Origin of the sequence: Streptomyces sp. NPDC091289, from assembly GCF_044757365.1 — a bacterium.
In the GTDB taxonomy this organism is placed as follows: domain Bacteria; phylum Actinomycetota; class Actinomycetes; order Streptomycetales; family Streptomycetaceae; genus Streptomyces.
The window spans coordinates 1-22,138 of record NZ_JBIVUT010000045.1; the positions used below are offsets into that span (position 1 = coordinate 1).

A 22,138-nucleotide genomic window follows, 5' to 3' on the forward strand; every position below is an offset into this window, starting at 1 on the left:
GTACTGCAGGGGGGACCCTGTGGGAGAGTAGGACGCCGCCGAACAATTTTTCCGGGAAAGCCCCGTGCCTTGTGGCACGGGGCTTTTCTGCGTTCTGAACGTCTAGGGTCGAACCATGCGCTACGAACTGGTCATCTTCGACAACGATGGTGTGCTCGTCGACAGTGAGCCGCTCGCCAACACCGTCCTCTCCGGCTACCTGACCGAACTCGGTCACCCCACCTCGTACGACGAGTCGCTCCGTGACTACATGGGGTCCGCCGTGCACCGGGTCCACGATCTCGTCGAGGAGAGGACCGGGCAGAAGCTGCCCGAGGACTTCGACTCCACGCTCAACACCCGTACGTTCGCGGCCTTCCAGCGGGAGCTCGTGGCCGTCGACGGGGCCGAGGAACTGCTCGGGAAGCTCGTCGCGGACGGGGTGGACTACTGTGTCGCCTCCTCCGGGAGCCACGAGCGGATCCGGGTCGGGCACCGCAAGACGGGGATCGACCAGTGGTTCGAGGAGGAGTGGATCTTCAGCTCGGAGGATGTCGGGCGGGGCAAACCGGCACCGGACCTGTTCCTCCACGCCGCCGAGCGGATGGGCGTCGCGCCGGAGCGGTGCGTCGTCATCGAGGACAGCCCGCTCGGGGTCGAGGCGGCGCGGGCGGCCGGGATGGACGTGTACGGGTTCACGTCGATGATGCCCGCCGACCGGCTCGTCGGCGTGACCGGGCACTTCTCGGACATGGCCCAGCTTCCCGAACTGCTCGCCTGATCCATCTACCCATGGGTAGAGCCTGGCTCTACGCTCGCGGCCATGACAGATGCGGGCTTGCGGCACGGCAGGGCCTCCCTGGGGTTGAGCTTCGGCGTTCAAGGGGTGGCCTTCGCCCTTCTGGTGACGCGTATCCCCGCCATTCAGGACCAGTACGGGATATCCGACGGGCTGCTGCCCGTCTTCCTCGCCGCGGTCCCGATCCTGGCGGGGGCCGGCAGTGTGGCCACCGAGAAGGTGGTCGCGCGGGTGGGGCCCGGCGTCGTCCTGCGGTGGGCCCAGCCCCTCGTCCTGCTCGCGCTGCTCGGAGTGGGCGCCGGGCGGGAGGTGTGGCACGTCGCCGTCGCGCTCGGCGTCTTCGGGCTGGCCGTCGGGGCGCTGGACGCCTCCATGAACATGCTGGGCGTCAGCCTCAACCGGGCGTACGGGCGCAGCATCATGCTCGGCTTTCACGCGGCCTACAGCCTCGGCGGGATCGCGGGGGCGTCGTTGGCGTGGGTTGGGGCGCGGTGGGATCTGTCGTTGCTCGCGTCCTATCTGCCGGTGGTGGTGGTGCTGTTGCCGGCCGCGCTGGTCGGGAGCCGGTGGTACACGGAGGGGAAGGGGCCGGAGGAGGCCGGTGCCGGACCTGGAGGCGCGGGCGGTGCGGGCGGTGCGGTGTCGTTCAAGCTGTTGCTGCCGTTGTGTCTCGTCATGTGCTTCGCGTACATCGGGGACTCGACCGTCTCCAATTGGAGTGCCAAGTACCTCCAGGACGTGCTGGGCAGTTCGGAGCAGCTCGCGACCGTTCCGTACAACGTCTACATGGTGACGACCCTGCTGGGGCGGGCCGTGGGGGACCTCGGGGTGCGGCGGTTCGGGGCGGTCGCCGTGGTGCGGGGCGGGAGTCTGCTGGCGGCCGGCGGGTTCGCGGTCGTGGCGCTGGCCCCCGGGGCCTGGGTGGGGATGCTCGGGTTCACCATGCTCGGGTTCGGGCTCTGTGTGATCGTGCCGCAGACCTTCGCGGCGGCCGGGCGGATGTTCCCGGGGAACAGCGACGCGGCCGTGGCCCGGTTGAACATCTTCAACTATGTGGGTTTTTTGGTCGGTTCGCCGCTCGTGGGTGTTCTGGGGGATGCGTGGAGCTATCGCGGGGCCATGCTCGTACCGATGGTTCTGGTGCTGGCGACGCTCGTGTATGCCCGCTCGTTCGGGCCGAGCCCCGCCCGATACGGTGGCGGGCATGAGCGGCCGCACACAGCTGATGTGGGATGACGCAGTTACGGGATACGACTTCGGGGAGACCCACCCCATGGACCCGGTCCGGCTGGACCTGACGATGGGGCTGGTGCGGGCGTTCGGGCTCGACGGGGCGGTGGATCTGCGGTCGGCGAAGTCCGCCGGGGACTCCACCCTGCGGCTCGTGCACCGCGAGGACTACGTGGCCGCGGTGCGGGCCGCCTCCGCGGATCCGCGGGCGGCCGACCAGGACTACGGGCTCGGGACCGTGGACGATCCGGCGTTCGCCGGGATGCACGAGGCGTCCGCGCTGATCGCGGGGCTGTCGGTGGGCGCCGCCGAGGCCGTGTGGCGGGGCGAGAGCGAGCACGCGGTGAACTTCACCGGCGGGCTGCATCACGCCATGCCCGGGTCGGCCGCCGGGTTCTGCGTCTACAACGACCCGGCCCTCGCCATCGCCCGGCTGCTGGAGCTGGGCGCGGAGCGGGTCGCGTACGTCGATGTGGACGTCCACCACGGGGACGGGGTGCAGGCCGCGTTCTGGGAGGACCCGCGCGTCCTGACCGTGTCGCTGCACGAGCACCCGCGGACCCTGTTCCCGCAGACCGGGTGGCCGGAGGAGACCGGGGCCGGGGCGGGCGAGGGCTCCGCGGTGAACGTGGCGCTGCCGGCCGGGACCGGGGACGAGGGGTGGCTGCGGGCGTTCCACGCGGTGGTGCCCGAGCTGCTGGCCGACTTCCGGCCCCAGGTGCTCGTCACGCAGCACGGGGCCGACACCCACTTCGAGGACCCGCTCGCGCACCTCGCGGTGTCGCTGGACGCGCAGCGGGCGGTCATGGAGTCCTGCCACCGGCTGGCGCACGACCACGCCGACGGGCGCTGGGTGGCGCTCGGCGGCGGCGGATACGCGGTGGTGGACGTCGTCCCCCGGTCGTGGACGCATCTCGTCGGGATCGCGGCGCACGCGCCCGTCGACCCGGAGTCGGTGGTGCCGTCGTCCTGGCGGGATCTCGTCTACGCCCGTACGCGGCAGTTGGGGCCGGGCAGGATGACGGACGGGCGTACGCCGTCGTGGAAGGCGTGGGAGGACGGGTACGACCCGGCGGACCGGCTGGACCAGGCGGTGCTGGCGTCCCGGAAGGCGGCGTTCCCGCTGCGGGGGCTGCTGACCTGAGGGGCCGTGCCCGGGGCGGGTGCGGGCATTGTGCCGTGCGTTACGCCAACGGTGGGGCGTACGGGGATTTCGGTCCGCCGGTGCTCCGCGATACGGCAGCATCCCAGGGGTGTTGAGCACCGGGGCGTTGCGCGCCCATCTGCTGGCGGCCCGGCTGGCCGGGCCCGTGGCCACGCCGCGCGAGAACAGTCTGCGCAGCTACCGGCTGTTCGCCGCCCGGGATCCGCGGGTGATGCTGGGGCTCGCGCCCGAGCGGGCCTGGGGCGAGGGTGAGCTGCTGCGGCTGATGGCGGACCGGTGCGGGGTCTCGGCGGATCCCGCGCATGTGAGCGGTCCCGACGCGATCGATCCGGAGCGGACGGTGGCCGCGCTGGACGCGTTCGCCGAGCGGCTGGCGCTGGTGGCCGAGCGGCGGGCTCCGGTGCTGCTGGGGACCGGTCATCCGCATCGGCTGCTCGGTTTCTACGCCGGGCTGGCAGACGCTCTGTCGGCGGCGGGCTGTCCTGTTCTCACCCCCGCGCAGGGGAGATGTGTCGACATAACGACCCGGTTTGGCGTACGCACGTACAACCTCGACTACGTACGGGGTGTCGCCCTGGTGCGCGAACCAGGGGGGCGGCCCACGGGTGGCGCGACCGGCGCGCACACGCATTCGCCGCTTCCGGTGCGGGTCGCGCTCCAGGACGCCGCCGAGCGGCTGGGGGTGTTGCCCGAGCTGGTGATCGGGGATCACGGCTGGGTCTGCGGCGCAGGTCAGCTGGGGATCGAGGCGATCGGGCCGGCGGACACCGACGATCCGGCGCTGTTCGTGGGGGAGGCGGAGGGCCGGGTGTCCGTCGTGGTTCCGCTCGACGACGGCGTACGGGCGCCGTTCTACCGGCCGTTGACGCGCTATGTGCTCAATCGGGCCTGTCTGTCACAGTAGGCCGCCGATCGCCTCTCCTCTTCCCCACTCGCACCACCCGCCCCTAATCTGGTGAGTGAGCGCACAGCGACGAAGAGTCACCGGAGGGGAAGCCGGTGCGCGTCCGGTGCGGAAGGTACAGGTGGGTCATGGCTGCTGGCAGCGAGAGGCCTCTCAACGAGGTCAAGTTTCTGACCGTGGCGGAAGTCGCCTCGGTCATGCGAGTGTCGAAGATGACCGTGTACCGCTTGGTGCACAGCGGTCATCTGCCGGCGATCCGGGTGGGCAGGTCCTTCCGGGTGCCGGAGCAAGCGGTTCACGCGTATCTCCGCGAGTCCTTCGTGGGGGTGGAATCAGCCTGAGGTCAGCCTGAGGTTGCCTGCGGATTACGCCCCTCGCACGGTGGCGGGTAGGCTAGGCCGACGTAGGTCGTGTGGGCCCAGACGCCCCGCACCAGTGAAGATGAAGTAAGCGAGGGTAGTCGTGGGCTCTGTTATCAAGAAGCGGCGCAAGCGGATGGCCAAGAAGAAGCACCGCAAGCTGCTCAAGCGCACGCGCGTTCAGCGTCGCAACAAGAAGTAAGCGAACGCAGTTCGTGAGATCCGCAGCCCTTCCGCCGTCCTGGCGGGAGGGCTGCGGTGCGTTTCGGGGCATGGGGTCATCACAGGGCGGCGTCCACCCGCTACGGTGACGGCCAGGGAAGTTACCGCGGGAAGCAGGGGAGCCGGGTCTTGGGAAAGGTCGTGCTCGTCACCGGAGTGGCCCGGCAACTGGGGGGCCGCTTCGTCCGGCGCGTCCAGCGCGAGCCCGGGGTGGACCGGGTGATCGCCGTCGACGCGGTCGCGCCCGCGCATCAGCTGGGCGACGCGGAGTTCGTCCGCGCCGACATCCGGCAGTCGGCCATAGCGCGGATCCTCGCCGAGTACTCCGTCGACACGGTGGTCCACCTGGACGTCTCCGGCAAGGCGCTCGGCGCCGGCGGCCGGACGGCGATCAAGGAGACCAACGTCATCGGCACCATGCAGCTGCTCGGCGCCTGCCAGAAGTCGCCGACGGTGCGCCGGCTCGTGGTGAAGTCCAGTACGAGCGTGTACGGGTCGGCGTCCCGCGACCCCGCCGTGTTCACCGAGACCACCCCGCCCAAGTCGCTGCCCAGCGGCGGCTTCGCGAAGGACGCGGTGGAGGTCGAGGGGTACGTACGGGGCTTCGCCCGCCGCCGGCCGGACGTGGCGGTGTGCGTGCTGCGGTTCGCCAACATCCTGGGGCCGCGGCCGGACTCGCCGCTCGCGGACTATCTGTCGCTGCCCGTCCTGCCGACCGTCTTCGGCTACGACCCCCGGCTCCAGTTCGTGCACGAGGACGATGTGATCGACGTCCTGGGGGTCGCGGCGGGCGAGGCCCGGCGCGGGACGCTGAACAGCGGCACCTTCAACATCGCCGGTGACGGTGTGCTGCTGCTGTCGCAGTGCTCGCGGCGGCTGGGGAAGCCGACCGTGCCGGTGCTGCTGCCCGCCGTCACGTGGGTCGGCTCGGCGCTCCGTACGATCGGCATGACCGACTTCTCGCCGGAACAGATCCGGCTGCTCACCCATGGCAGGGTGGTCTCGACCGTGCAGATGCGCGAGACCCTCGGTTTCCGGCCGAAGTTCACCACGGCGGAGACGTTCGCGGAGTTCGCGCGGAGCCGGGAGCCGGGGCTGCTGCCGCCGGAGACGGTGGGCAGGGCGGTGGACCGGCTGGCGGCGCTGCCGCTCCCGGGAGGCGCCGGGCCGCGGGAGCGCGGCACCGGTGCGGTACAGACGACTCATGGCGCCAGGTAGAGGAGCGCACCGACGATGGCGGACGCCAAGGTCATTCCGTTCGACGACGACCGTTCGCGGTCCGGTGGCACGTCGCGTCCCGCGCGGCGCCGGACCGGGGCGGGCGGTCCCGGCAGCGGCCGGGGCGACGGCTCCACGGCTCCGGTGAGCGCCCTGCCGGGGGCGCAGGTGCCCGAGCAGCCCGCGGAGGCGGAGCAGCAGGTGCTTCAGGAGCCCCGCAGCGGTACGGACGACGCCGAGGGTTCCCCGGGCGGTGGCTGGGAGCGGCGGATCGCGGGCGGGCTCGCGTTCCTGCGGCGGCGGGTCACCGGTGACTACGACGTCGACGAGTTCGGGTACGACAAGGAGCTCACCGACCAGGTCCTGATGTCGGCGCTGCGGCCGCTGGCCGACAAGTATTTCCGGGTCGAGGTGAAGGGCATCGAGAACATCCCGTCGGACGGCGGGGCGCTCATCGTGGCCAACCACTCCGGGACGCTGCCGCTGGACGGGCTGATGCTCCAGGTCGCGGTGCACGACAACCATCCGGCCGAGCGGCATCTGCGGCTGCTCGCCGCCGATCTGGTCTTCCATCTCCCGGTCGTCAACGAGCTGGCGCGCAAGGCCGGTCACACGCTGGCCTGCGCGGAGGACGCGCAGCGGCTGCTGGAGACGGGCGAGATCGTCGGGGTGATGCCGGAGGGCTTCAAGGGCATCGGCAAGCCGTTCGGCGACCGGTACAAGCTTCAGCGCTTCGGCCGGGGCGGGTTCGTGTCGACGGCGCTGCGGGCGGGTGCGCCGATCGTGCCGTGTTCGATCGTGGGCGCCGAGGAGATCTACCCGATGATCGGCAACGCGAAGACGCTGGCCCGGCTGCTGGGCTTCCCGTACTTCCCGATCACGCCGACGTTCCCGTGGCTGGGGCCGCTGGGCGCGCTGCCGCTGCCGACGAAGTGGACGATCCAGTTCGGTGAGCCGATTCCGACGGACGGCTATCCGCCGGAGGCGGCGGAGGACCCGATGCTGATGTTCAACCTGACGGACCAGGTGCGTGAGCAGATCCAGCACACGCTGTACAAGCTGCTGGTGCAGCGGCGGTCGGTCTTCTTCTGACCTGCCCGTTCCGATCAGTCGCACAGAGGAAGGGGCCGGTACGCGATCGCGTACCGGCCCCTTCTTTTTTGCTCCCGGCTACGGCCTGAGGTTCTCGCCGTCGATGCCGAGGCCCGGGAGGAGCCCCGGGAGGAGCGGGGGCAGGGTGACGTCCGGGGCGGCCGGTGCGCTGGGCTTGCTCTCGGGGGAGGGCTTGGTGAGGCCGTCCGTCGGGAGGTCGTCCAGCAGGCCGTCCGTGCCGCCGCCGAGCAGCCCGTCGTCCGGGGTGGTGTCGGCGGAGCCCGGAGAGCCGGAGGGCTTGGGGGTGGTGCTGTTGTCGTCGGTGCGGTCTCCGGGCTGCTCGGGGGCGGCCGGGGATGCGGGGGCGTCGGTCCGGGGCGAACCGGCGTCCGGGGTGGTGGTGTCGGCGCGTCCGGTGTTCTTGTCCTCGCCCGGGGGGCGGGGCAGGAGCGACTGGAGCGGTGCGACCTCTTCCTCTATGGCGTCGAAGACCGAGCTGACCTCGTCGCGGACGTCGGTGAGCTGGACGGGCAGCCGGTCGCGGAGGCTGCTCCAGGTGTCGCGGTGGGAGCGGGAGAAGGTGTCCAGGGTCTGGATCGGGCCGATCGCTCCGTCGCGCTGGTAGGCGGAGCGGAGCAGCCGGTGGCCCTCGGAGGCGTCGTGGGACATGCCGTTGAGCGCGCGTCTGACGGCGCCGAGGGATTCGTGGTCGAGGGCGCCGGAGCGGCCGCGCTCCATGAGTCTGCGGGCCTCGCTGAGCCGGGTGGAGGCCTGGTCGAGATAGACCTCGCCGCGGTCGGCGTCGCCCTTGGCCATGCCGAGGCTGATGTCCTCCATCCCGCGTTTCAGTCCGTAGAGCGAATCACCGGGGAGGGCGTCGGAGCTGGCGGCGGCCACCCCGCCGAACGCTCCCGCGGCGACGCCGACGGTGAGCCCGCCGGCGGTGAGCCCCTTCGCCCAGCGGGAGCGGGGGCGCAATTTCCGCAGTGGTGAGGCCCGGTGGGCCCCCTTGCCCCGTTGCACGGGCACCGTAGGGCCCGTGGACGCGCCGCCCTCGGCGAACATGGCCTCCATGGCCGCGACGAGCTGGGCTCGCTGCACCACTTTGACCTCGGGGTCCAACTGCGGCTTCGGTAGCTCACCGAGGCCGTTCGCCAGGGCCAACAGCGGTCCGCGGTCGGCCTGGTCGGCCGGCTCCGCGGGCTGTACGGCCGCCGCACCCTGGGGGGTCTGCTCCTCCAGGGCCTGGGCGAAGGCGTTCGCCCGCCGGTGTGCCGAAACGTTTGCGATCACTGGCGGCACCTCCTCTCGTCATGACGGTCGACTCCCCTGGCGGTCCGGAAGGTTGCACACCTTGAGCGTTTCCACTCGATGGAGTGAGTGGCGACGGACAGGGGGTGACGACAGGGGGCCTGCAACCGGCACAACGAGGCGCGCGGCACTTGGGTTACGCACGAAAGATGATCGGACCAGTGCGTGACGGGACGGTCACGCAGCGGTTCGGTCAGCGGGCGTCGTCCGGCAGAAGTCGGGCGAGCGTCCGTACGGCTCGGTACTGGAGGGTCTTGATCGCGCCCTCGTTCTTGCCCATCACCCGGGCGGTCTCGGCGACCGAGAGGCCTTGGAGGAACCGCAGGGTGACGCACTCCTGCTGCTGGGGGTTGAGCCGCCGTACGGCCTGGAGCAGTGCGGCGTTGGAGAGGGACTCCAGGACGGAGTCCTCGGGACTGCGCGCCACCTCGTTGGCGTCGAGCATTTCGCCGGTGGTCACTTCCAGCCGGAAACGACTGGATTTGAAGTGGTCGGCGACCAGGTTGCGAGCGATGGTGACCAGCCAGGCGCCGAAATCGCGGCCCTGCCAGGTGAACGTGGAGATACGGCGCAGCGCGCGGAGGAAGGTCTCGCTGGTGAGGTCCTCCGCGGTCGCCTTGCCGCCCACGCGGTAGTAGATGTACCGGTACACGGTGTCGCTGTACTGGTCGTACAGGCGGCCGAAGGCATCCGCCTCGCCGGCCTGCGCGCGCTCGACGAGATCCATCATGCGCGCGCTGTCGCTGTCGGCGGTGGGACGGCGGACGGTCGAGGTGGTCGAAGCGGTCGAGGCGGCGCGGGTGCCGCGTCTTCCGACCGCCGCACTGCGTTCGGCCAGGGCGTAGCAGGGGCCGGCAGGTGCAGGGGTGGCAAAAGCGGGGACGGCGTACGCGGTGGGGACGAAGCCGCGCAAGCGGTCAATGACCGATGCACGCAGCGTAGCCAGGCCCGAGGCGTCAACCCCGACGTGTGGGTACACGGGACTCCCAGAGGCAGAGCTTCCATCACGAGCAGTTCGAAAAACGTCACCCGTGGTAGCGAGTGGCGGTCTCCGTGATGCGTCTGAGGAGAATAACGCTTCGTGCAGGCAGCGCTACACCCAGTTGTCTAAATCACCGGTTCCGTCGCTTCTGTTATCGCTAAGTGACGTATCAAGTAGCACTTGGTGACCGTTTATTGATCGGATTACTTCGTGATCTGCCTACGGGGGCGACGGGTTGTGGCCGGGAGCCGACGATCCGGCTGGCCGGAGGGGTCGTTGCCCGTGGTGGAGGAGCTGCTCGCGATCGGGCGCCCGGCCCCGGGCGTGGCTGCGCCCCGTGACCGTTCGCGACGGGCGGGCACGGGGCGCGGGGGTGCGGAAGGGATGCGGGCGCGGGTCAGCGGCGGCGGCGGTGCAGGGCGACGGCGGCGGCCGTGCCGCCCGCGAGCGCGCCGACCCCGGCGGCGGCCGGGATGCCGACCTTGGCCGCCTTGCGGCCGGTGCGGTAGTCGCGCAGCCGCCAGTCGCGGGCGCGGGCGTACTTGCGGAGCTTGGTGTCCGGGTTGATCGCGTAGGGGTGGCCGACCAGGGAGAGCATCGGGATGTCGTTGTGCGAGTCGCTGTAGGCGGCGCAGCGCTCCAGGTCCAGGCCCTCGGCGGCGGCCAGGGCGCGGACGGCCTCGGCCTTGGCCGGGCCGTGCAGGGGTTCGCCGACCAGCCGGCCGGTGTAGACGCCGTCGACCGATTCGGCGACGGTGCCGAGCGCGCCGGTCAGGCCGAGGCGGCGGGCGATGATGGTGGCGGTCTCCACGGGGGCGGCGGTGACGAGCCAGACCTTCTGCCCGGCGTCCAGGTGGGCCTGGGCCAGGGCGCGGGTGCCGGGCCAGATGCGGTCGGCCATGTACTCGTCGTAGATCTCCTCGCCGATGGACATCAGCTCGGAGACGCGGTGGCCCTTGACGATGGACAGGGCGCTGTCGCGGGCGTCCTGCATGTGTTCGGGGTCCTCGACGCCGGCCAGCCGGAACCAGGCCTGCTGCCAGGCGAACCGGGTGAGCTCGCGGCGTTCGAAGAACTTCCGCTTGTAGAGGCCGCGGCCGAAGTGGAAGATCGCGGCGCCCTGCATCACGGTGTTGTCGAGGTCGAAGAAGGCGGCGGCGCGGTCGTCCCCGGCGACGGGGAACACGGGCTCCTCGGGAGCGTCTTCGGAGGTTCCGGCCAGGAGGGCGGAGTCGTCGTCGGCGGCCGAGGTCTTGCGCGCGGCCTCGGCGGCGGCCTCGCCTGCCAGGACGCTCCGTGCGGTAGCGGAACGCCTACGGGGTGTGAGCCATCCAAGAGCGGCCATGCGGTGAGCATAGCCAGTCCGTTTGTCTCTGCCCGACCTGCCGCGATGCGGAGGTGTGAACGCTGCGGGTCGGAATGGTGAATCGGGCGATTCCGGGCGGTCCGCCGCGGTGGTCCGCGGGCGCAGAATGAAGGCATGAGTCCTCTGCTGCGACGTACGAAGAAGAAGCCCGCCGAGCGGCTGGTCACGCTGGTCGGGAAGCCGGGGTGTCATCTGTGCGAGGACGCGCGGGCGGTGGTGGGCGCGGTCTGCGAGGAGACCGGTGCGTCGTGGGTGGAGAAGGACATCACCGAGGACGAGGAGCTGTACAAGGAGTACTGGGAGCAGATTCCGGTGGTGCTGATCGACGGCGAGCAGCACACGTTCTGGCGCGTGGACCCGGCGAGACTGCGCAAGGCGCTGGGTGCGGACGCGAAACCCGGTTAACATTGCGGGCGTTTTGAGTGGCCTCGGGGGCTTAGTTGTGAGGAGTGTGTACCGCTTTGCCCCCTTCGAGGCTGCAACGGGCCGATGCGGTCCCCGGTTCCGGAATCGCACGGGGAATGTGCGTGACCCCGGTCACTTTGACCGGACAAAACGGACACCATCTTTGTGCACGCGTTCACAAAGGCATAGCCTGCATTCGACGGGGCGGTCATGGGACATACGGCCGCCTGCAGCCCCGCTCATCCCGCAGGAGCACCGTGGCAACTGGCCGAACACACCGACCGGCGACCCGTAGCCGAGGAATTCCCGAGGCCACCGTCGCCCGACTTCCGTTGTATCTGCGCGCCCTGACCGCGCTCTCCGAGCGATCGGTCCCCACGGTCTCCTCCGAGGAGCTGGCCACGGCGGCCGGGGTCAACTCGGCGAAGCTGCGCAAGGACTTCAGCTACCTGGGCTCCTACGGCACCCGTGGTGTCGGGTACGACGTCGAGTATCTCGTCTACCAGATCTCGCGCGAGCTCGGGCTCACCCAGGACTGGCCGGTCGCGATCGTCGGCATCGGCAACCTCGGCGCGGCCCTCGCCAACTACGGCGGCTTCGCCTCGCGCGGCTTCCGGGTCGCGGCGCTGATCGACGCGGACCCCGCCATGGCCGGTACGCCGGTGGCCGGGATCGCCGTCCAGCACACGGACGACCTGGACCGGATCATCAGCGACAACGGTGTGTCCATCGGCGTGATCACCACCCCGCCCGGCGCGGCCCAGCAGGTCTGCGACCGGCTCGTCGCCGCCGGTGTGACCTCCATCCTGAACTTCGCGCCGACCGTGCTGTCGGTGCCCGAGGGCGTCGACGTACGCAAGGTCGACCTCTCGATCGAGCTCCAGATCCTCGCGTTCCACGAGCAGCGCAAGGCCGGCGAGGACTCCGCGGCCGAGGACGAGGGCGCGCCCCCGATGCGCGCCACGCCCGCAAGCCGGAAGGGACCCGACGGGGACATGCCCGCCGTGATGCCGGCATGAGCCTCCTCGTCGTCGGGCTGAGCCACCGCAGCGCCCCCGTCTCCGTACTGGAACGGGCGTCCCTCGCTGCCGAGACCCAGGCCAAGCTGCTCCAGGACACCCTCGCCGCGGAACCCGCGACCGAGGCCGCCGTGCTGGCCACCTGCAACCGCATCGAGCTGTACGCCGACGTGGACAAGTTCCACGCGGGCGTCGCCGAGCTCTCCACCCTGCTCGCCCAGCACAGCGGCGTCGGCCTGGAGGAGCTCACTCCGTATCTCTATGTGCACTACGAGGACCGGGCCGTCCACCACCTCTTCTCGGTGGCCTGCGGGCTGGACTCGATGGTCGTCGGCGAGGGCCAGATCCTCGGCCAGATCAAGGACGCGCTCGCACGCGGCCAGGAGCTGCACACCGCCGGACGGCTGCTCAACGACCTCTTCCAGCAGGCCCTGCGGGTCGGCAAGCGCGCCCACAGCGAGACCGGCATCGACCGGGCCGGGCAGTCGCTCGTCACCTTCGGGCTCCAGCAGCTCGCCGCCGGGACCGACCCCGAGCGCTGGGCCGCCGGCAAGCGCGCCCTGGTCATCGGCGCCGGATCGATGTCCTCGCTGGCCGCCGCGACCCTCGCCCGGACCGGCGTCGCCGAGATCGTCGTCGCCAACCGGACCCGCTCCCGCGCGGACCGCCTGGCGGAGATCCTCCAGCAGGGCGACGACACCGCGGTGCGCGCGCGGGCGGTCGAGATGTCCGCGGTCGGCGACGAACTGACACGTGCCGACATCGTGGTCTCCTGCACCGGCTCCACCGGCCTCGTGCTCACCGCCGACGCCCTCGCCGACGCCCTGGGCGCGACCCTGGACGCCGCGCCCGAGAAACCCGCGGCCACCGTCACCCCGGCCCCGGCCGACGTCGACCAGCACGCCGCCTGGGTGGAGAACGGTTCCGCCACCTCCGCCGCGCACGCCGGTCCGGCGACCGCGCTGCGCCGGGTCACCGTGCCCGCCCAGTCCACCGGACCCGTCCGGCTCGCCCTGCTCGACCTCGCCATGCCGCGCGACATCGACGGTGCGGCCCACCGCGTCGACGGTGTGCGCCTCGTCGACATCGAGTCGCTCGCCGAGGCGTCCGCGGACGCCCCGATGGCCGCCGATGTGGACCGGGTCCGCACCATCGTGTCCGACGAGGTGGCCGCCTTCGGCGCCGCCCAGCGCGCCGCGCACGTCGCCCCGACCGTGGTCGCCCTGCGCACCATGGCCGCCGACGTGGTCGCCGGCGAGATCGCCCGGCTGGACGGCCGCCTCCCCGACCTGGACGAGAAGCAGCGCGCCGAGATCACCCAGACCGTGCGCCGCGTCGTCGACAAACTCCTGCACGCGCCCACCGTGCGGGTCAAGCAGCTCGCCAGCGAGCCCGGCGGCGCCGGGTACGCGGACGCGCTGCGCGAACTCTTCGACCTCGACCCGCAGACGGTGGCCGCCGTCTCCCGGGCAGACCTGAACGACCCGAATAGAGGGCGGTCATGACCGACAACTCATCCCCGGGCGCGCGGAATCCCGCGCCGCTCCGGCTGGGCACCCGGCGCAGCAAACTCGCCATGGCCCAGTCCGGACTCGTCGCCGAGGCGGTTCGCGAGGTGACCGGGCGCGCCGTCGAGCTCGTCGAGATCACCACGTACGGGGACACCTCCCGCGAGCACCTGGCGCAGATCGGCGGCACCGGCGTGTTCGTCGCGGCCCTGCGCGAGGCGCTGCTGCGGGGCGAGGTGGACTTCGCCGTCCACTCGCTCAAGGACCTGCCGACCAGCCAGCCCGACGACCTCGTGCTGGCGGCCGTGCCGCAGCGCGAGGACCCGCGCGACGCGCTGGTCGCCCGGGACGGGCTGACCTTCGAGCAGCTGCCCGACGGCGCCCGCATCGGCACCGGTTCGCCGCGCCGCATGGCGCAGCTCAACGCGTACGCCCGTTCCCACGGACTGCGGATCGAGACCGTCCCCATCCGGGGCAACGTCGACACGCGGATCGGGTTCGTGCGCGACGGGGAGCTCGACGCGGTGGTTCTCGCCGCCGCCGGGCTCAGCCGTCTCGGCCGGAGCGGTGAGGTGACCGACTTCCTGTCGGTCGACACCGTCCTGCCCGCTCCCGGCCAGGGAGCACTGGCGATCGAGTGCGCCGCGTCCAGCGCCGACCTCGCCGCCGCGCTCGCCGAGCTCGACGACCCGTACACCCGGGTCGCCGTGACCGCCGAGCGTGCCCTGCTCGCCGCCCTGGAGGCCGGCTGCTCCGCACCTGTGGGTGCGCTGGCCGACCTCCTGGTCGACGGACAGGTTGTCAACGAACTGCGCCTGCGCGGAGTCGTCGGTACCACCGACGGTTCCTCGCTCGTACAGCTGTCCACCACCGGTCCCGTCCCCACGTCGCACGACGACGCGGCGGCCCTCGGACGCGAACTCGCGGCCGAGATGCTTGCCAAGGGTGCGGCCGGTCTTATGGGGGAGCGAGCACTTTGAGCCCCACCGGCCCCGCCGCATCCGACTTTCCTGCCCTGTCCGCCCAAGGCCAGGTCACCTTCCTCGGCGCCGGTCCCGGCGACCCGGGACTGCTGACCCTGCGCGCCGTCGAGGCGCTCGCGAGCGCGGACGTCCTTGTCGCCGAGCCCGATGTGCTCGACGTCGTTCGCAGCCATGCGCGGGCAGGCGTGAGCACCCCTGAGCTGACGGTTGTTGACGTCTCGTCAACAACCGCCGGTGTACCCGTTCTCAGGGATGCGGCCAATCTTGTCATGGAGGCCGCGAAGGGCGGCAGGCGGGTGGTCCGTGCTGTCGCGGGCGACCCGGGCCTGGACGGGGACGCGGGGGCGGAAATGCTCGCCTGCGCCGCCGCCGGGGTGCCCTTCGAGGTCGTCCCGGGCATCGCGAACGCCGTCGGCGTGCCCGCGTACGCCGGTGTGCCGCTGCGCGACGCGCAGGGCGCGGACGTCCGCTTCGTCGACGCCCGTACCGCGTCCGACCGGTGCTGGGGCGAGGTCGGCGCGAGCGACGCGACCGCCGTCGTCTCCACCACGCTGGACTCGGTCGCGGCCGCCGCCGGCGAGCTGGTCTCGGCGGGCCGCAAGCCCGACACCCCGCTCACCGTGACGATCGCGGGCACCACCACCCGCCAGCGCACCTGGACGGCGACCCTCGGGACGATCGCCCAGACCCTCAAGCAGGCCAAGGTGCTGCCCTCGCCCGAGGGCCACCGGCCGGTCATAGCCGTGGTCGGAGAGCGCAGCTCCGCCGCCCAGCGCGACCAGCTCGCGTGGTTCGAGTCCAAGCCGATGTTCGGCTGGAAGGTGCTCGTCCCGCGCACGAAGGAGCAGGCCGCGTCGCTCTCCGACCAGCTGCGTTCCTACGGTGCGGTGCCGCACGAGGTCCCGACGATCGCCGTGGAGCCGCCGCGTACGCCCCAGCAGATGGAGCGCGCGGTCAAGGGCCTGGTCACCGGCCGCTACGAGTGGATCGCCTTCACCAGCGTCAACGCCGTCAAGGCGGTCCGGGAGAAGTTCGAGGAGTACGGGCTCGACGCTCGGGCCTTCGCCGGGATCAAGGTCGCCGCGGTCGGCGAGCAGACCGCCGCCGCGCTGATCGACTTCGGCGTCAAGCCGGACCTGGTGCCCTCCGGCGAGCAGTCCGCCGCCGGGCTGCTGGAGGACTGGCCGCCCTACGACCCGGTCTTCGACCCGATCGACCGGGTGTTCCTGCCGCGCGCCGACATCGCCACCGAGACCCTGGTGGCCGGGCTCATCGAGCTGGGCTGGGAGGTCGACGACGTCACCGCGTACCGCACGGTCCGCGCCTCGCCGCCGCCGGCCGACACCCGCGAGGCGATCAAGGGCGGCGGCTTCGACGCGGTCCTGTTCACCTCGTCCTCGACGGTCCGCAACCTGGTCGGCATCGCGGGCAAGCCGCACAACGTGACCGTGATCGCGTGTATCGGCCCGGCCACCGCGAAGACCGCCGAGGAGCACGGCCTGCGGGTGGACGTGCTGTCCCCGGAGCCGTCGGTGCACAAGCTCGCCGAGGCGCTCGCCGCCTTCGGCGCGCAGCGCCGGGACGCGGCGAAGGAGGCCGGTGACCCGGTGACCCGGCCGAGCGAGCGGCGCCCGGGTGCGCGCAGACGTCGGACGACGACCTGAGCGGTGTTACGTGAGTGAGTGGGCCCGGTCGCTTCGGCGGCCGGGCCCACTGCCGTTCGGCGGGGGCCTTTACCGGTGCCGGTGTCGGTAAGACCCCGCCGCGTACGGGTCTATCGTCGAAGGATGACTGCGTACGGAAACTTCCCCGGCTCCCGCCCCCGGCGGCTGCGGACGACCCCGGCGATGCGGCGGATGGTCGCCGAGACACGGCTCGACCCCGCGAACCTGATCCTCCCCGCGTTCGTGCGGGAGGGCATCGACGCCCCGGTCGCCATCTCGGCCATGCCCGGCGTGCACCAGCACACCCTGGACACCCTGCGGAAGGCGGCCGTCGAGGCGGTCTCGGCCGGGGTCTCGGGTATCATGCTCTTCGGCGTCCCGGAGGACGCGAAGAAGGACGCCCGGGGCACGGCGGGCACCGACCCCGACGGCATCCTCCAGCTCGGCCTGCGCGCGGTCCGCGAGGAGGTCGGGGACGACCTCGTCGTGATGTCGGACCTGTGCCTGGACGAGTACACCGACCACGGCCACTGCGGGGTCCTGACGGCGGACGGCCGCGTGGACAACGACGCCACTCTGGAGCGGTACGCGGAGATGGCCCAGGTCCAGGCGGACGCCGGGGCCCATGTGGTGGGCCCCAGCGGCATGATGGACGGCCAGGTCGGCGTGGTCCGGGACGCCCTGGACCAGACCGGGTACGAGGACGTGTCGATCCTCGCCTACACCGCGAAGTACTCCTCCGCCTTCTACGGCCCGTTCCGCGAGGCCGTCGGCTCCTCGCTCACCGGCGACCGCAAGACCTACCAGCAGGACCCGGCCAACGCCCGCGAGTCGCTGCGGGAGCTGGCGCTGGACCTGGAGGAGGGTGCGGACATGGTGATGGTGAAGCCCGCCGGACCGTATCTGGACATCCTCGCCAAGGTCGCGGAGTCCGTGGACGTGCCGGTCGCGGCGTACCAGATCAGCGGCGAGTACGCGATGATCGAGGCCGCCGCCGAGAAGGGCTGGATCGACCGGGACAAGGCGATTCTGGAGAGCCTGACCGGGATCCGGCGGGCCGGGGCACAGATGATCCTCACCTACTGGGCGACCGAGGCCGCCCAGTGGCTGGGACGGGGCAGGGACTGAGAACCCTCAAGGGCTGCCGGCTCCGGTCTCCTGGAGCCGGCGGGCCTCCTTGATGGAGAAGCGGGCGCTGTCCCGTACGAGCGGGTCCTCGTCGGCCCGCGCGGTGGTGTCGAGGACCGTGGCGACGACCGGGTCGTCGGTGTAGGGCGCGAGCGACATCGCCGCGTACTGCCGCACCAGGTCCTCTTCCGGGTCCTTCAGCGCCCGGAGCAGGGCGCGGCCCGCTTCGTGGCGCAGGGCGGGGTCGGCCGGGGGCCACAGGCGCAGGACGGTGGCGCTCTCGACCCGGGCGAGGTCGTATTCGCCCGGGTCCGCGACGACCGAGACGAGGAACGGCAGCGCCTGCGCGTTGGCGTCCAGCTCGGTGATGATCTCGCGCTTGCGGTCGTTGTCCGGGGGCAGTGCGCGGAACTCGGCTATCAGACGTTCGGCGATGTCGGCCGCTTCCGTCGCGGAGGCGGCTTTCGTCGTGGTCGGGACGTTCGTGTCGTTCATGGGGGTGGACACTTTCTGTCAGGGCCAGTCGACCAGTGCCATGAATGCTACGAAAGTGACCACAACGGTGGCGGGTGCGGCGAGCGCCAAACCTACGCGCCGGGCCGCGTAGTGGAGCCGGCGCGGGAGCGCCCAGCTCGCGATCAGCACGGCCAGGGCGATGAGCAGGCCGATCCACAGGACGGTCCACCCGATCATCCAGCTGTCGTGGAAGCGCTCGGCCACCTCGCCGTTGCAGGAGTCGCACTCCATGGGCGAGAGCGCCCCGTAGAGCAGGGCGAGCAGCCCCAGCGGCAGGGTGACGACCGTGGAGATCAGCGGGGCGATCCAGGCGTGGGGGTCGGGTGCGGACGCGTTCTCGCTCATGGGTCCGAGTCAACCTCGGGGGTGCGCCGCCCGCATGAGTACGAGGGCTCAGCCGCCGGTCGGTGCCGGGCCGTGGGTCTTCAGCCAGGTGCGGGCCGCGCGCCGTTCTCCTTCGGCGAGCGGCGGACGGACCTGGTCCGGGTAGCGGAAGATGTAGTGCTCGCGGGCCACCTCCAGGCCGATCGCGCGGGCCTCGGCGGAGAGGGTGCGGTCGTCCGCGACCTCCTGGGCGCGCCGCCACCAGCTGTGGCTGCGCGGGTCGACGGCGTAGTGCCACAGCGGCTGGGCGGGGTCGGCCACCCCGATCAGGACGCGGCGCAGGACGTACGCGTGGACGCCCGGATCTCCGATCAGCCGCTCGGCGACGTGCAGCGGGTGGATGCCGTCGAGGCGGGCGCGGAGCAGCACCCAGGTCATCAGGTGCCCGGTGTCGTGCCCGCCGGAGACGATGAACTCCCACAGCTCGGCGGCCTTCGCCTCGTCGGGGGCGCCGAGGTGGGTGAGCAGCCGGACCGGGTCCTTCCAGAGCGGCTTGGGCTTCTCCCACCAGGCCAGCAGGTCGTCGGCGGCCGGGTGCGCCAGGTCCAGGGCGAGGCAGGTCAGGGTGGTCAGCGGGTGGCGCCACTCGGTGTACGTGGTGCGGTACTGCTTGGTCAGCTCCTTCTTCCAGCGGGGGAGGAGCGCGAGCAGTTCCGTTTCGGTGGCCTCGCCGTGGGCGTGGAGCAGTTCGAGGCAGAACGCGATGCCCTGGACGCCGGTGGACGGGTCGGCGAGCCGGTCGCGGAGCCACTGGACGTCGGCGGGGGACAGGGTGCGGTAGTGGTGCCAGATGTCGCCGAGGCCGCCCTCGTAGCCGGTGAGGTCGGGGCCGGTGCCCGCGAGCAGGTCCTCGCGGGCGGTCTCGTAGCGGTCGACGGCGGCGAGCGCCTCGGCGGCCTCGGCGCCGGGCAGGCGCGCGGCCGCCTCGCGAACGCGCGCGGCCGTGTCCGTGGCCGCCCTGGCGGCGGCGACCCGCAGCGGGCGCGGCAGGGCGTCGTCCGTGGCGTACCGGACGTTGCAGAGTGCCGGGAACACGGCGTCGGCGGCGGTGTCCCGGTCCGGCTGTGCACGCCTCTCCTCCAGGGCGGCGGTGCGCAGCGCGCCCAGCAGACCGGTCTGCGCGGTCTCCGGCGCGGCGTGCCCGGTCAGCTCCTCGGAGAGCGTGCGGGCGGCCCGTAGCGGGTCCGGTTCGCGGAGGGTGCGGTGCGTGCGGAACCAGGCGCGTACGGCGGCGTCGTCACCGGACAGCGCCCACGTACGCAGCAGCTCCAGCGAGCGCGGGGACGGGTACGCGGCGAGGGCGTACGCCGCCGTCGCGCCGAGCTCGGCGGCGACCTCCCAGGCCTCCGGCCGCTCCTGGCGCAGCAGCGCGTGCAGCACCGGCCGCCAGCCGGGCCAGGCGGTGAGCCGTCCGGCATACTCCTCCTGCCAGGCGGCCAGCAGCCGTGAGGTCTCGTCCGGTGCGAGCGCCTGACGCTGTTCCAGCGGCGTGGCGAACCGGGCGGTCGCAGCCAGGTCCACCGGCCCCGACAGCCGGTCGTGCAGCCAGCGTTCCTCCGCCTCGGTCAGCGGCGCGTAGGCGACGGACTCCGTGCTCCGGTCGAGCGGCTCGTCGAGGCGGTGCAGCAACTGGCGTACTCCGGCGGCGTCCTCGGGATCCGGCAGACCGTCGGCGTCCGTCTCCGTGACCTTGTCGAGCCGGAACGCGCCCTGGGGACCGCCGTTGACGATCCGATAGCCCGCCGGTCCCGCGCCGAGACCGGCGGTGACTGTGGCGTGGTCGCCGCCCCAGTGCAGATACAGCTCGCCGGACAGTGCGCCGGAGCGGTCGAAGGCGTCGTGGGACTGCCAGTGCCAGTAGGCGAAGGAGGTATCGGTGGGGATGCGTTGGGCCGCGAACAGCTCGGCCGCGTCCTCGTGGCCGTGGGACTGGGTGTAGCGGCTCCGGGTCGGCGGCGGGAGGACGACGAAGCCGTCGCCGCCGAGCGTGCGCCACCATGCCTTGATCCTGCTGAGGTCCGTTTTAGTCCCACCAGAACGACCACGCTTCCTGGTTGAGCACGGCCTTCTCGGCGTAGACGTCGAGGTCGTAGGGCGGGGACTGGTCGATGTTGTCCGGGCAGAACGCGTAGTGCTCGGCGGCCAGGGCGCGGGCCTCCTCCGGGGTGGCCGGCGGGCGGCCCACGGAGACGATCATCGTGTCGAAGCCGAGCACGACGACCCGGGCGTCGTACCGGTCCTCCCAGGAGCGGAGCACCGCGCAGAGCCGGGCCACGTCGCCCTCGTGGTTCATCGGGCCCGACCAGCCGATCGCCGCCGGTATGTCGGCGCTGCGGCGGGCCGGGACGAGGGCGATCCGGGCCCCGCCGAGCCACTCGTCCGCGTCGGCGGCGATCACGCCCGCGAGGCCTGCGGCCACCGTGTCCGCGTCCTCGGCCGGCTCCCGGGCGGGGGCGGGCGCGAGGCCGGGCCAGGAGCCGGGACCGCCGTTGTCGTGGCCGCTCTCGCCGCTGCTCTCTTCGCCGCTCTCTTCGGCTGCCGGTCCGTCGCCCACCTCGTCGTCCGCGTAGTCCGTCCAATAGCCCGCGAGGACCTCGTCGGCGTCGTGGTCGCCGGGATACGACGTGCCGTCCGGGCAGAGGTCCCAGTCCTCGGGCCACTGGCCGCGCTGCCCGCCCGTGACCAGCACCGGCAGCAGCCCGAGCCGCCGCCCGGCCGCCCGCAGGTCCGGCCAGTCGCGCGGGGCCGCCGGGCCGTCCGCGTACCAGAGCAGCGGCTCGTGCCAGGGGCCGTCCAGCGTGGCGTCCACCAGGGAACCGGGCGGGAGGCCCAGACCGGACGAGGCCAAGGAGGGCAGTGGATTCGGGAGCGTCGCCATGGTGGTGAGCCTAAGCGGGGGCACTGACAACGGGAGATGCGGCGGGGGGAGTCGACGCCTGGGGGTTGGGGGGCGAGATCCGGCCAGGAGGAATACGCGGCGGGCCGGTCGGTTGAACCGGCCATGGACAGGACACTCAGAACACTGGTGATCGGAGCGACCGGCAACGTAGGGAGGGAAGTGGTCGATCGGCTCGTGGCCGCAGGGACGGCCCCGCGCGCACTGTCACGCCGCGCGGGAGATCGCGCAGGGGTCGGGGCGGGCGAGACCGTGGTGGGCGATCTGGCCGAACCGGCCACGCTGGAAGCGGCCTTGACGGGTGTCGGGAGCGTCTTCCTCGTGTGGCCCTTCCTCACGACCGAGCACGCGCCCGCCGTGCTCGACGCGATCGGACGGCACGCCCGCCGCGTGGTCTACGTATCGTCGTCGGGCGTGGACGACACCGCCGAGCGGCAGACCGATCCGATCCGGCAGCTCCACGCCGACATGGAGGCCCTGATCGAGAAGTCCGGGCTGGAGCGGACCGTCCTGCGGGCCGACACGATCGCCTCCAACGCCCGTGGCTGGGCCGGGCAGATCCGGGCCGGCGACGTCGTCCGGGGTCCCGACACGGCCGCCACGGCGGTGGTCGACGAGCGGGATGTCGCGGCGGTCGCGGTCCGGGCGCTGACCGAGGACGCGCACAAGGGAGCCACGTACGTCCTGACCGGCCCTCAGGTGATCAGCAGGGCCCAGCAGGTCCGGGCCATCGGTGAGGCGCTCGGCCGGCCGTTGCGCTTCGAGGCGGTCCCGGCGGACGTCGCCCGCGAGCGGATGCTCGCCGACGGCCGGCCGCCAGCCCTGGTGGACGCGCTCCTGGCCGGAGTGGGCACCCGCCCCGCCTCCGAGCTGATCACCACCACGGTGGAGGAGATCACCGGCGCTCCGGCGCGTACGTTCGCGAGCTGGGCCGCCGACCGGGCCGACGTCTTCCGCTGAGCCGATCATTTCCGGACGAATCGCACATGGCGGCGTATCGTCGTGAGC

Annotated in this window: 22 protein-coding genes; 15 read left to right on the plus strand and 7 right to left on the minus strand. The window is 72.0% G+C overall.

Translation table 11 applies throughout. The features are described 5' to 3' along the window. The first annotated feature begins 115 nt into the window (after nt 1-115). The 8 genes from ACIQPT_RS36840 to ACIQPT_RS36875 all read left to right on the plus strand — a co-directional run bounded on the left by ACIQPT_RS36840 (nt 116) and on the right by ACIQPT_RS36875 (nt 6,968). Complete coding sequence (locus ACIQPT_RS36840; protein ID WP_228925219.1) at nt 116-760, plus strand: HAD family phosphatase; 645 nt, start codon at nt 116-118, stop codon at nt 758-760. Between the two features lie 42 nt (nt 761-802). Beyond that, complete coding sequence (locus ACIQPT_RS36845; protein ID WP_401162629.1) at nt 803-2,014, plus strand: MFS transporter; 1,212 nt, start codon at nt 803-805, stop codon at nt 2,012-2,014. Then, entirely contained in the window at nt 1,983-3,152 is a 1,170-nt protein-coding gene (locus ACIQPT_RS36850; RefSeq protein ID WP_401162630.1) for an acetoin utilization protein AcuC, read from the plus strand. The genes ACIQPT_RS36845 and ACIQPT_RS36850 overlap by 32 nt, the downstream gene beginning before the upstream one ends. A 109-nt stretch (nt 3,153-3,261) precedes the next feature. Beyond that, nucleotides 3,262-4,077: a phosphatase gene (locus ACIQPT_RS36855; RefSeq protein WP_401162631.1), complete on the plus strand. Its 816-nt coding sequence runs from the start codon at nt 3,262-3,264 to the stop codon at nt 4,075-4,077. Between the two features lie 128 nt (nt 4,078-4,205). Then, nucleotides 4,206-4,418 carry a helix-turn-helix domain-containing protein gene (locus ACIQPT_RS36860; RefSeq protein WP_003968329.1) on the plus strand — a complete coding sequence of 71 codons (213 nt, stop codon included), beginning with the start codon at nt 4,206-4,208 and terminating at the stop codon, nt 4,416-4,418. A gap of 121 nt (nt 4,419-4,539) precedes the next feature. After that, entirely contained in the window at nt 4,540-4,638 is a 99-nt protein-coding gene (locus ACIQPT_RS36865) for a 30S ribosomal protein bS22 (protein WP_003948845.1), read from the plus strand. A gap of 149 nt (nt 4,639-4,787) precedes the next feature. Beyond that, on the plus strand, nt 4,788-5,876 hold the full coding sequence (locus tag ACIQPT_RS36870) for an NAD-dependent epimerase/dehydratase family protein (RefSeq protein WP_401162633.1): 1,089 nt from the start codon (nt 4,788-4,790) through the stop codon (nt 5,874-5,876). Between the two features lie 15 nt (nt 5,877-5,891). Further along, nucleotides 5,892-6,968, plus strand: a complete 1,077-nt coding sequence (locus ACIQPT_RS36875) for a lysophospholipid acyltransferase family protein (protein WP_401162635.1) — start codon at nt 5,892-5,894, stop codon at nt 6,966-6,968. A 78-nt stretch (nt 6,969-7,046) separates the two neighbouring features. Here the strand turns inward: ACIQPT_RS36875 and ACIQPT_RS36880 are convergent, their stop codons facing one another. The 3 genes from ACIQPT_RS36880 to ACIQPT_RS36890 form a co-directional block, all read right to left on the minus strand. After that, nucleotides 7,047-8,261, minus strand: a complete 1,215-nt coding sequence (locus ACIQPT_RS36880) for a DUF5667 domain-containing protein (RefSeq protein ID WP_401162637.1) — start codon at nt 8,259-8,261, stop codon at nt 7,047-7,049. Between the two features lie 211 nt (nt 8,262-8,472). Then, complete coding sequence (locus ACIQPT_RS36885; protein WP_352240169.1) at nt 8,473-9,258, minus strand: ECF subfamily RNA polymerase sigma factor, BldN family; 786 nt, start codon at nt 9,256-9,258, stop codon at nt 8,473-8,475. A 400-nt stretch (nt 9,259-9,658) separates the two neighbouring features. Then, nucleotides 9,659-10,606 carry an HAD family hydrolase gene (locus ACIQPT_RS36890; RefSeq protein WP_401162638.1) on the minus strand — a complete coding sequence of 316 codons (948 nt, stop codon included), beginning with the start codon at nt 10,604-10,606 and terminating at the stop codon, nt 9,659-9,661. Nucleotides 10,607-10,741: 135 nt separating this feature from the next. Here ACIQPT_RS36890 and ACIQPT_RS36895 point away from each other — a divergent pair, with 135 nt between their 5' ends. From ACIQPT_RS36895 to hemB, 6 genes are all read left to right on the plus strand, one after another. Beyond that, entirely contained in the window at nt 10,742-11,032 is a 291-nt protein-coding gene (locus tag ACIQPT_RS36895) for a glutaredoxin family protein (protein WP_401162640.1), read from the plus strand. A gap of 257 nt (nt 11,033-11,289) precedes the next feature. Beyond that, nucleotides 11,290-12,051: a redox-sensing transcriptional repressor Rex gene (locus tag ACIQPT_RS36900; RefSeq protein WP_003968336.1), complete on the plus strand. Its 762-nt coding sequence runs from the start codon at nt 11,290-11,292 to the stop codon at nt 12,049-12,051. Further along, entirely contained in the window at nt 12,048-13,556 is a 1,509-nt protein-coding gene (locus ACIQPT_RS36905; protein ID WP_401162642.1) for a glutamyl-tRNA reductase, read from the plus strand. Before ACIQPT_RS36900 ends, ACIQPT_RS36905 begins: the two co-directional genes overlap by 4 nt. Further along, nucleotides 13,553-14,539, plus strand: coding sequence for a hydroxymethylbilane synthase (gene hemC / locus ACIQPT_RS36910; RefSeq protein WP_401162643.1), 987 nt, complete (start codon nt 13,553-13,555; stop codon nt 14,537-14,539). The genes ACIQPT_RS36905 and hemC overlap by 4 nt, the downstream gene beginning before the upstream one ends. Beyond that, nucleotides 14,536-16,206, plus strand: coding sequence for a uroporphyrinogen-III synthase (locus ACIQPT_RS36915; RefSeq protein WP_401162645.1), 1,671 nt, complete (start codon nt 14,536-14,538; stop codon nt 16,204-16,206). The genes hemC and ACIQPT_RS36915 overlap by 4 nt, the downstream gene beginning before the upstream one ends. 123 nt (nt 16,207-16,329) lie before the next feature. Then, on the plus strand, nt 16,330-17,334 hold the full coding sequence (gene hemB, locus ACIQPT_RS36920) for a porphobilinogen synthase (RefSeq protein ID WP_401162647.1): 1,005 nt from the start codon (nt 16,330-16,332) through the stop codon (nt 17,332-17,334). Nucleotides 17,335-17,340: 6 nt separating this feature from the next. Here hemB and ACIQPT_RS36925 read toward each other — a convergent pair whose 3' ends face one another. From ACIQPT_RS36925 to ACIQPT_RS36940, 4 genes are read right to left on the minus strand one after another with little or no spacing between them, the layout of a single operon-like run. Further along, nucleotides 17,341-17,829 (minus strand): hypothetical protein, encoded by a 489-nt coding sequence (locus ACIQPT_RS36925; RefSeq protein WP_401162649.1) that lies wholly within the window; start codon nt 17,827-17,829, stop codon nt 17,341-17,343. Nucleotides 17,830-17,847: 18 nt separating this feature from the next. Beyond that, entirely contained in the window at nt 17,848-18,195 is a 348-nt protein-coding gene (locus ACIQPT_RS36930; protein ID WP_401162651.1) for a hypothetical protein, read from the minus strand. A 48-nt stretch (nt 18,196-18,243) separates the two neighbouring features. Continuing rightward, complete coding sequence (locus ACIQPT_RS36935; RefSeq protein ID WP_401162670.1) at nt 18,244-20,241, minus strand: hypothetical protein; 1,998 nt, start codon at nt 20,239-20,241, stop codon at nt 18,244-18,246. A 16-nt stretch (nt 20,242-20,257) separates the two neighbouring features. Beyond that, nucleotides 20,258-21,112 (minus strand): DUF4253 domain-containing protein, encoded by an 855-nt coding sequence (locus tag ACIQPT_RS36940; protein WP_401162653.1) that lies wholly within the window; start codon nt 21,110-21,112, stop codon nt 20,258-20,260. 123 nt (nt 21,113-21,235) lie between these two features. Here ACIQPT_RS36940 and ACIQPT_RS36945 point away from each other — a divergent pair, with 123 nt between their 5' ends. Beyond that, on the plus strand, nt 21,236-22,090 hold the full coding sequence (locus ACIQPT_RS36945) for an NAD(P)H-binding protein (RefSeq protein ID WP_401162655.1): 855 nt from the start codon (nt 21,236-21,238) through the stop codon (nt 22,088-22,090). Nucleotides 22,091-22,138: the final 48 nt, after the last annotated feature.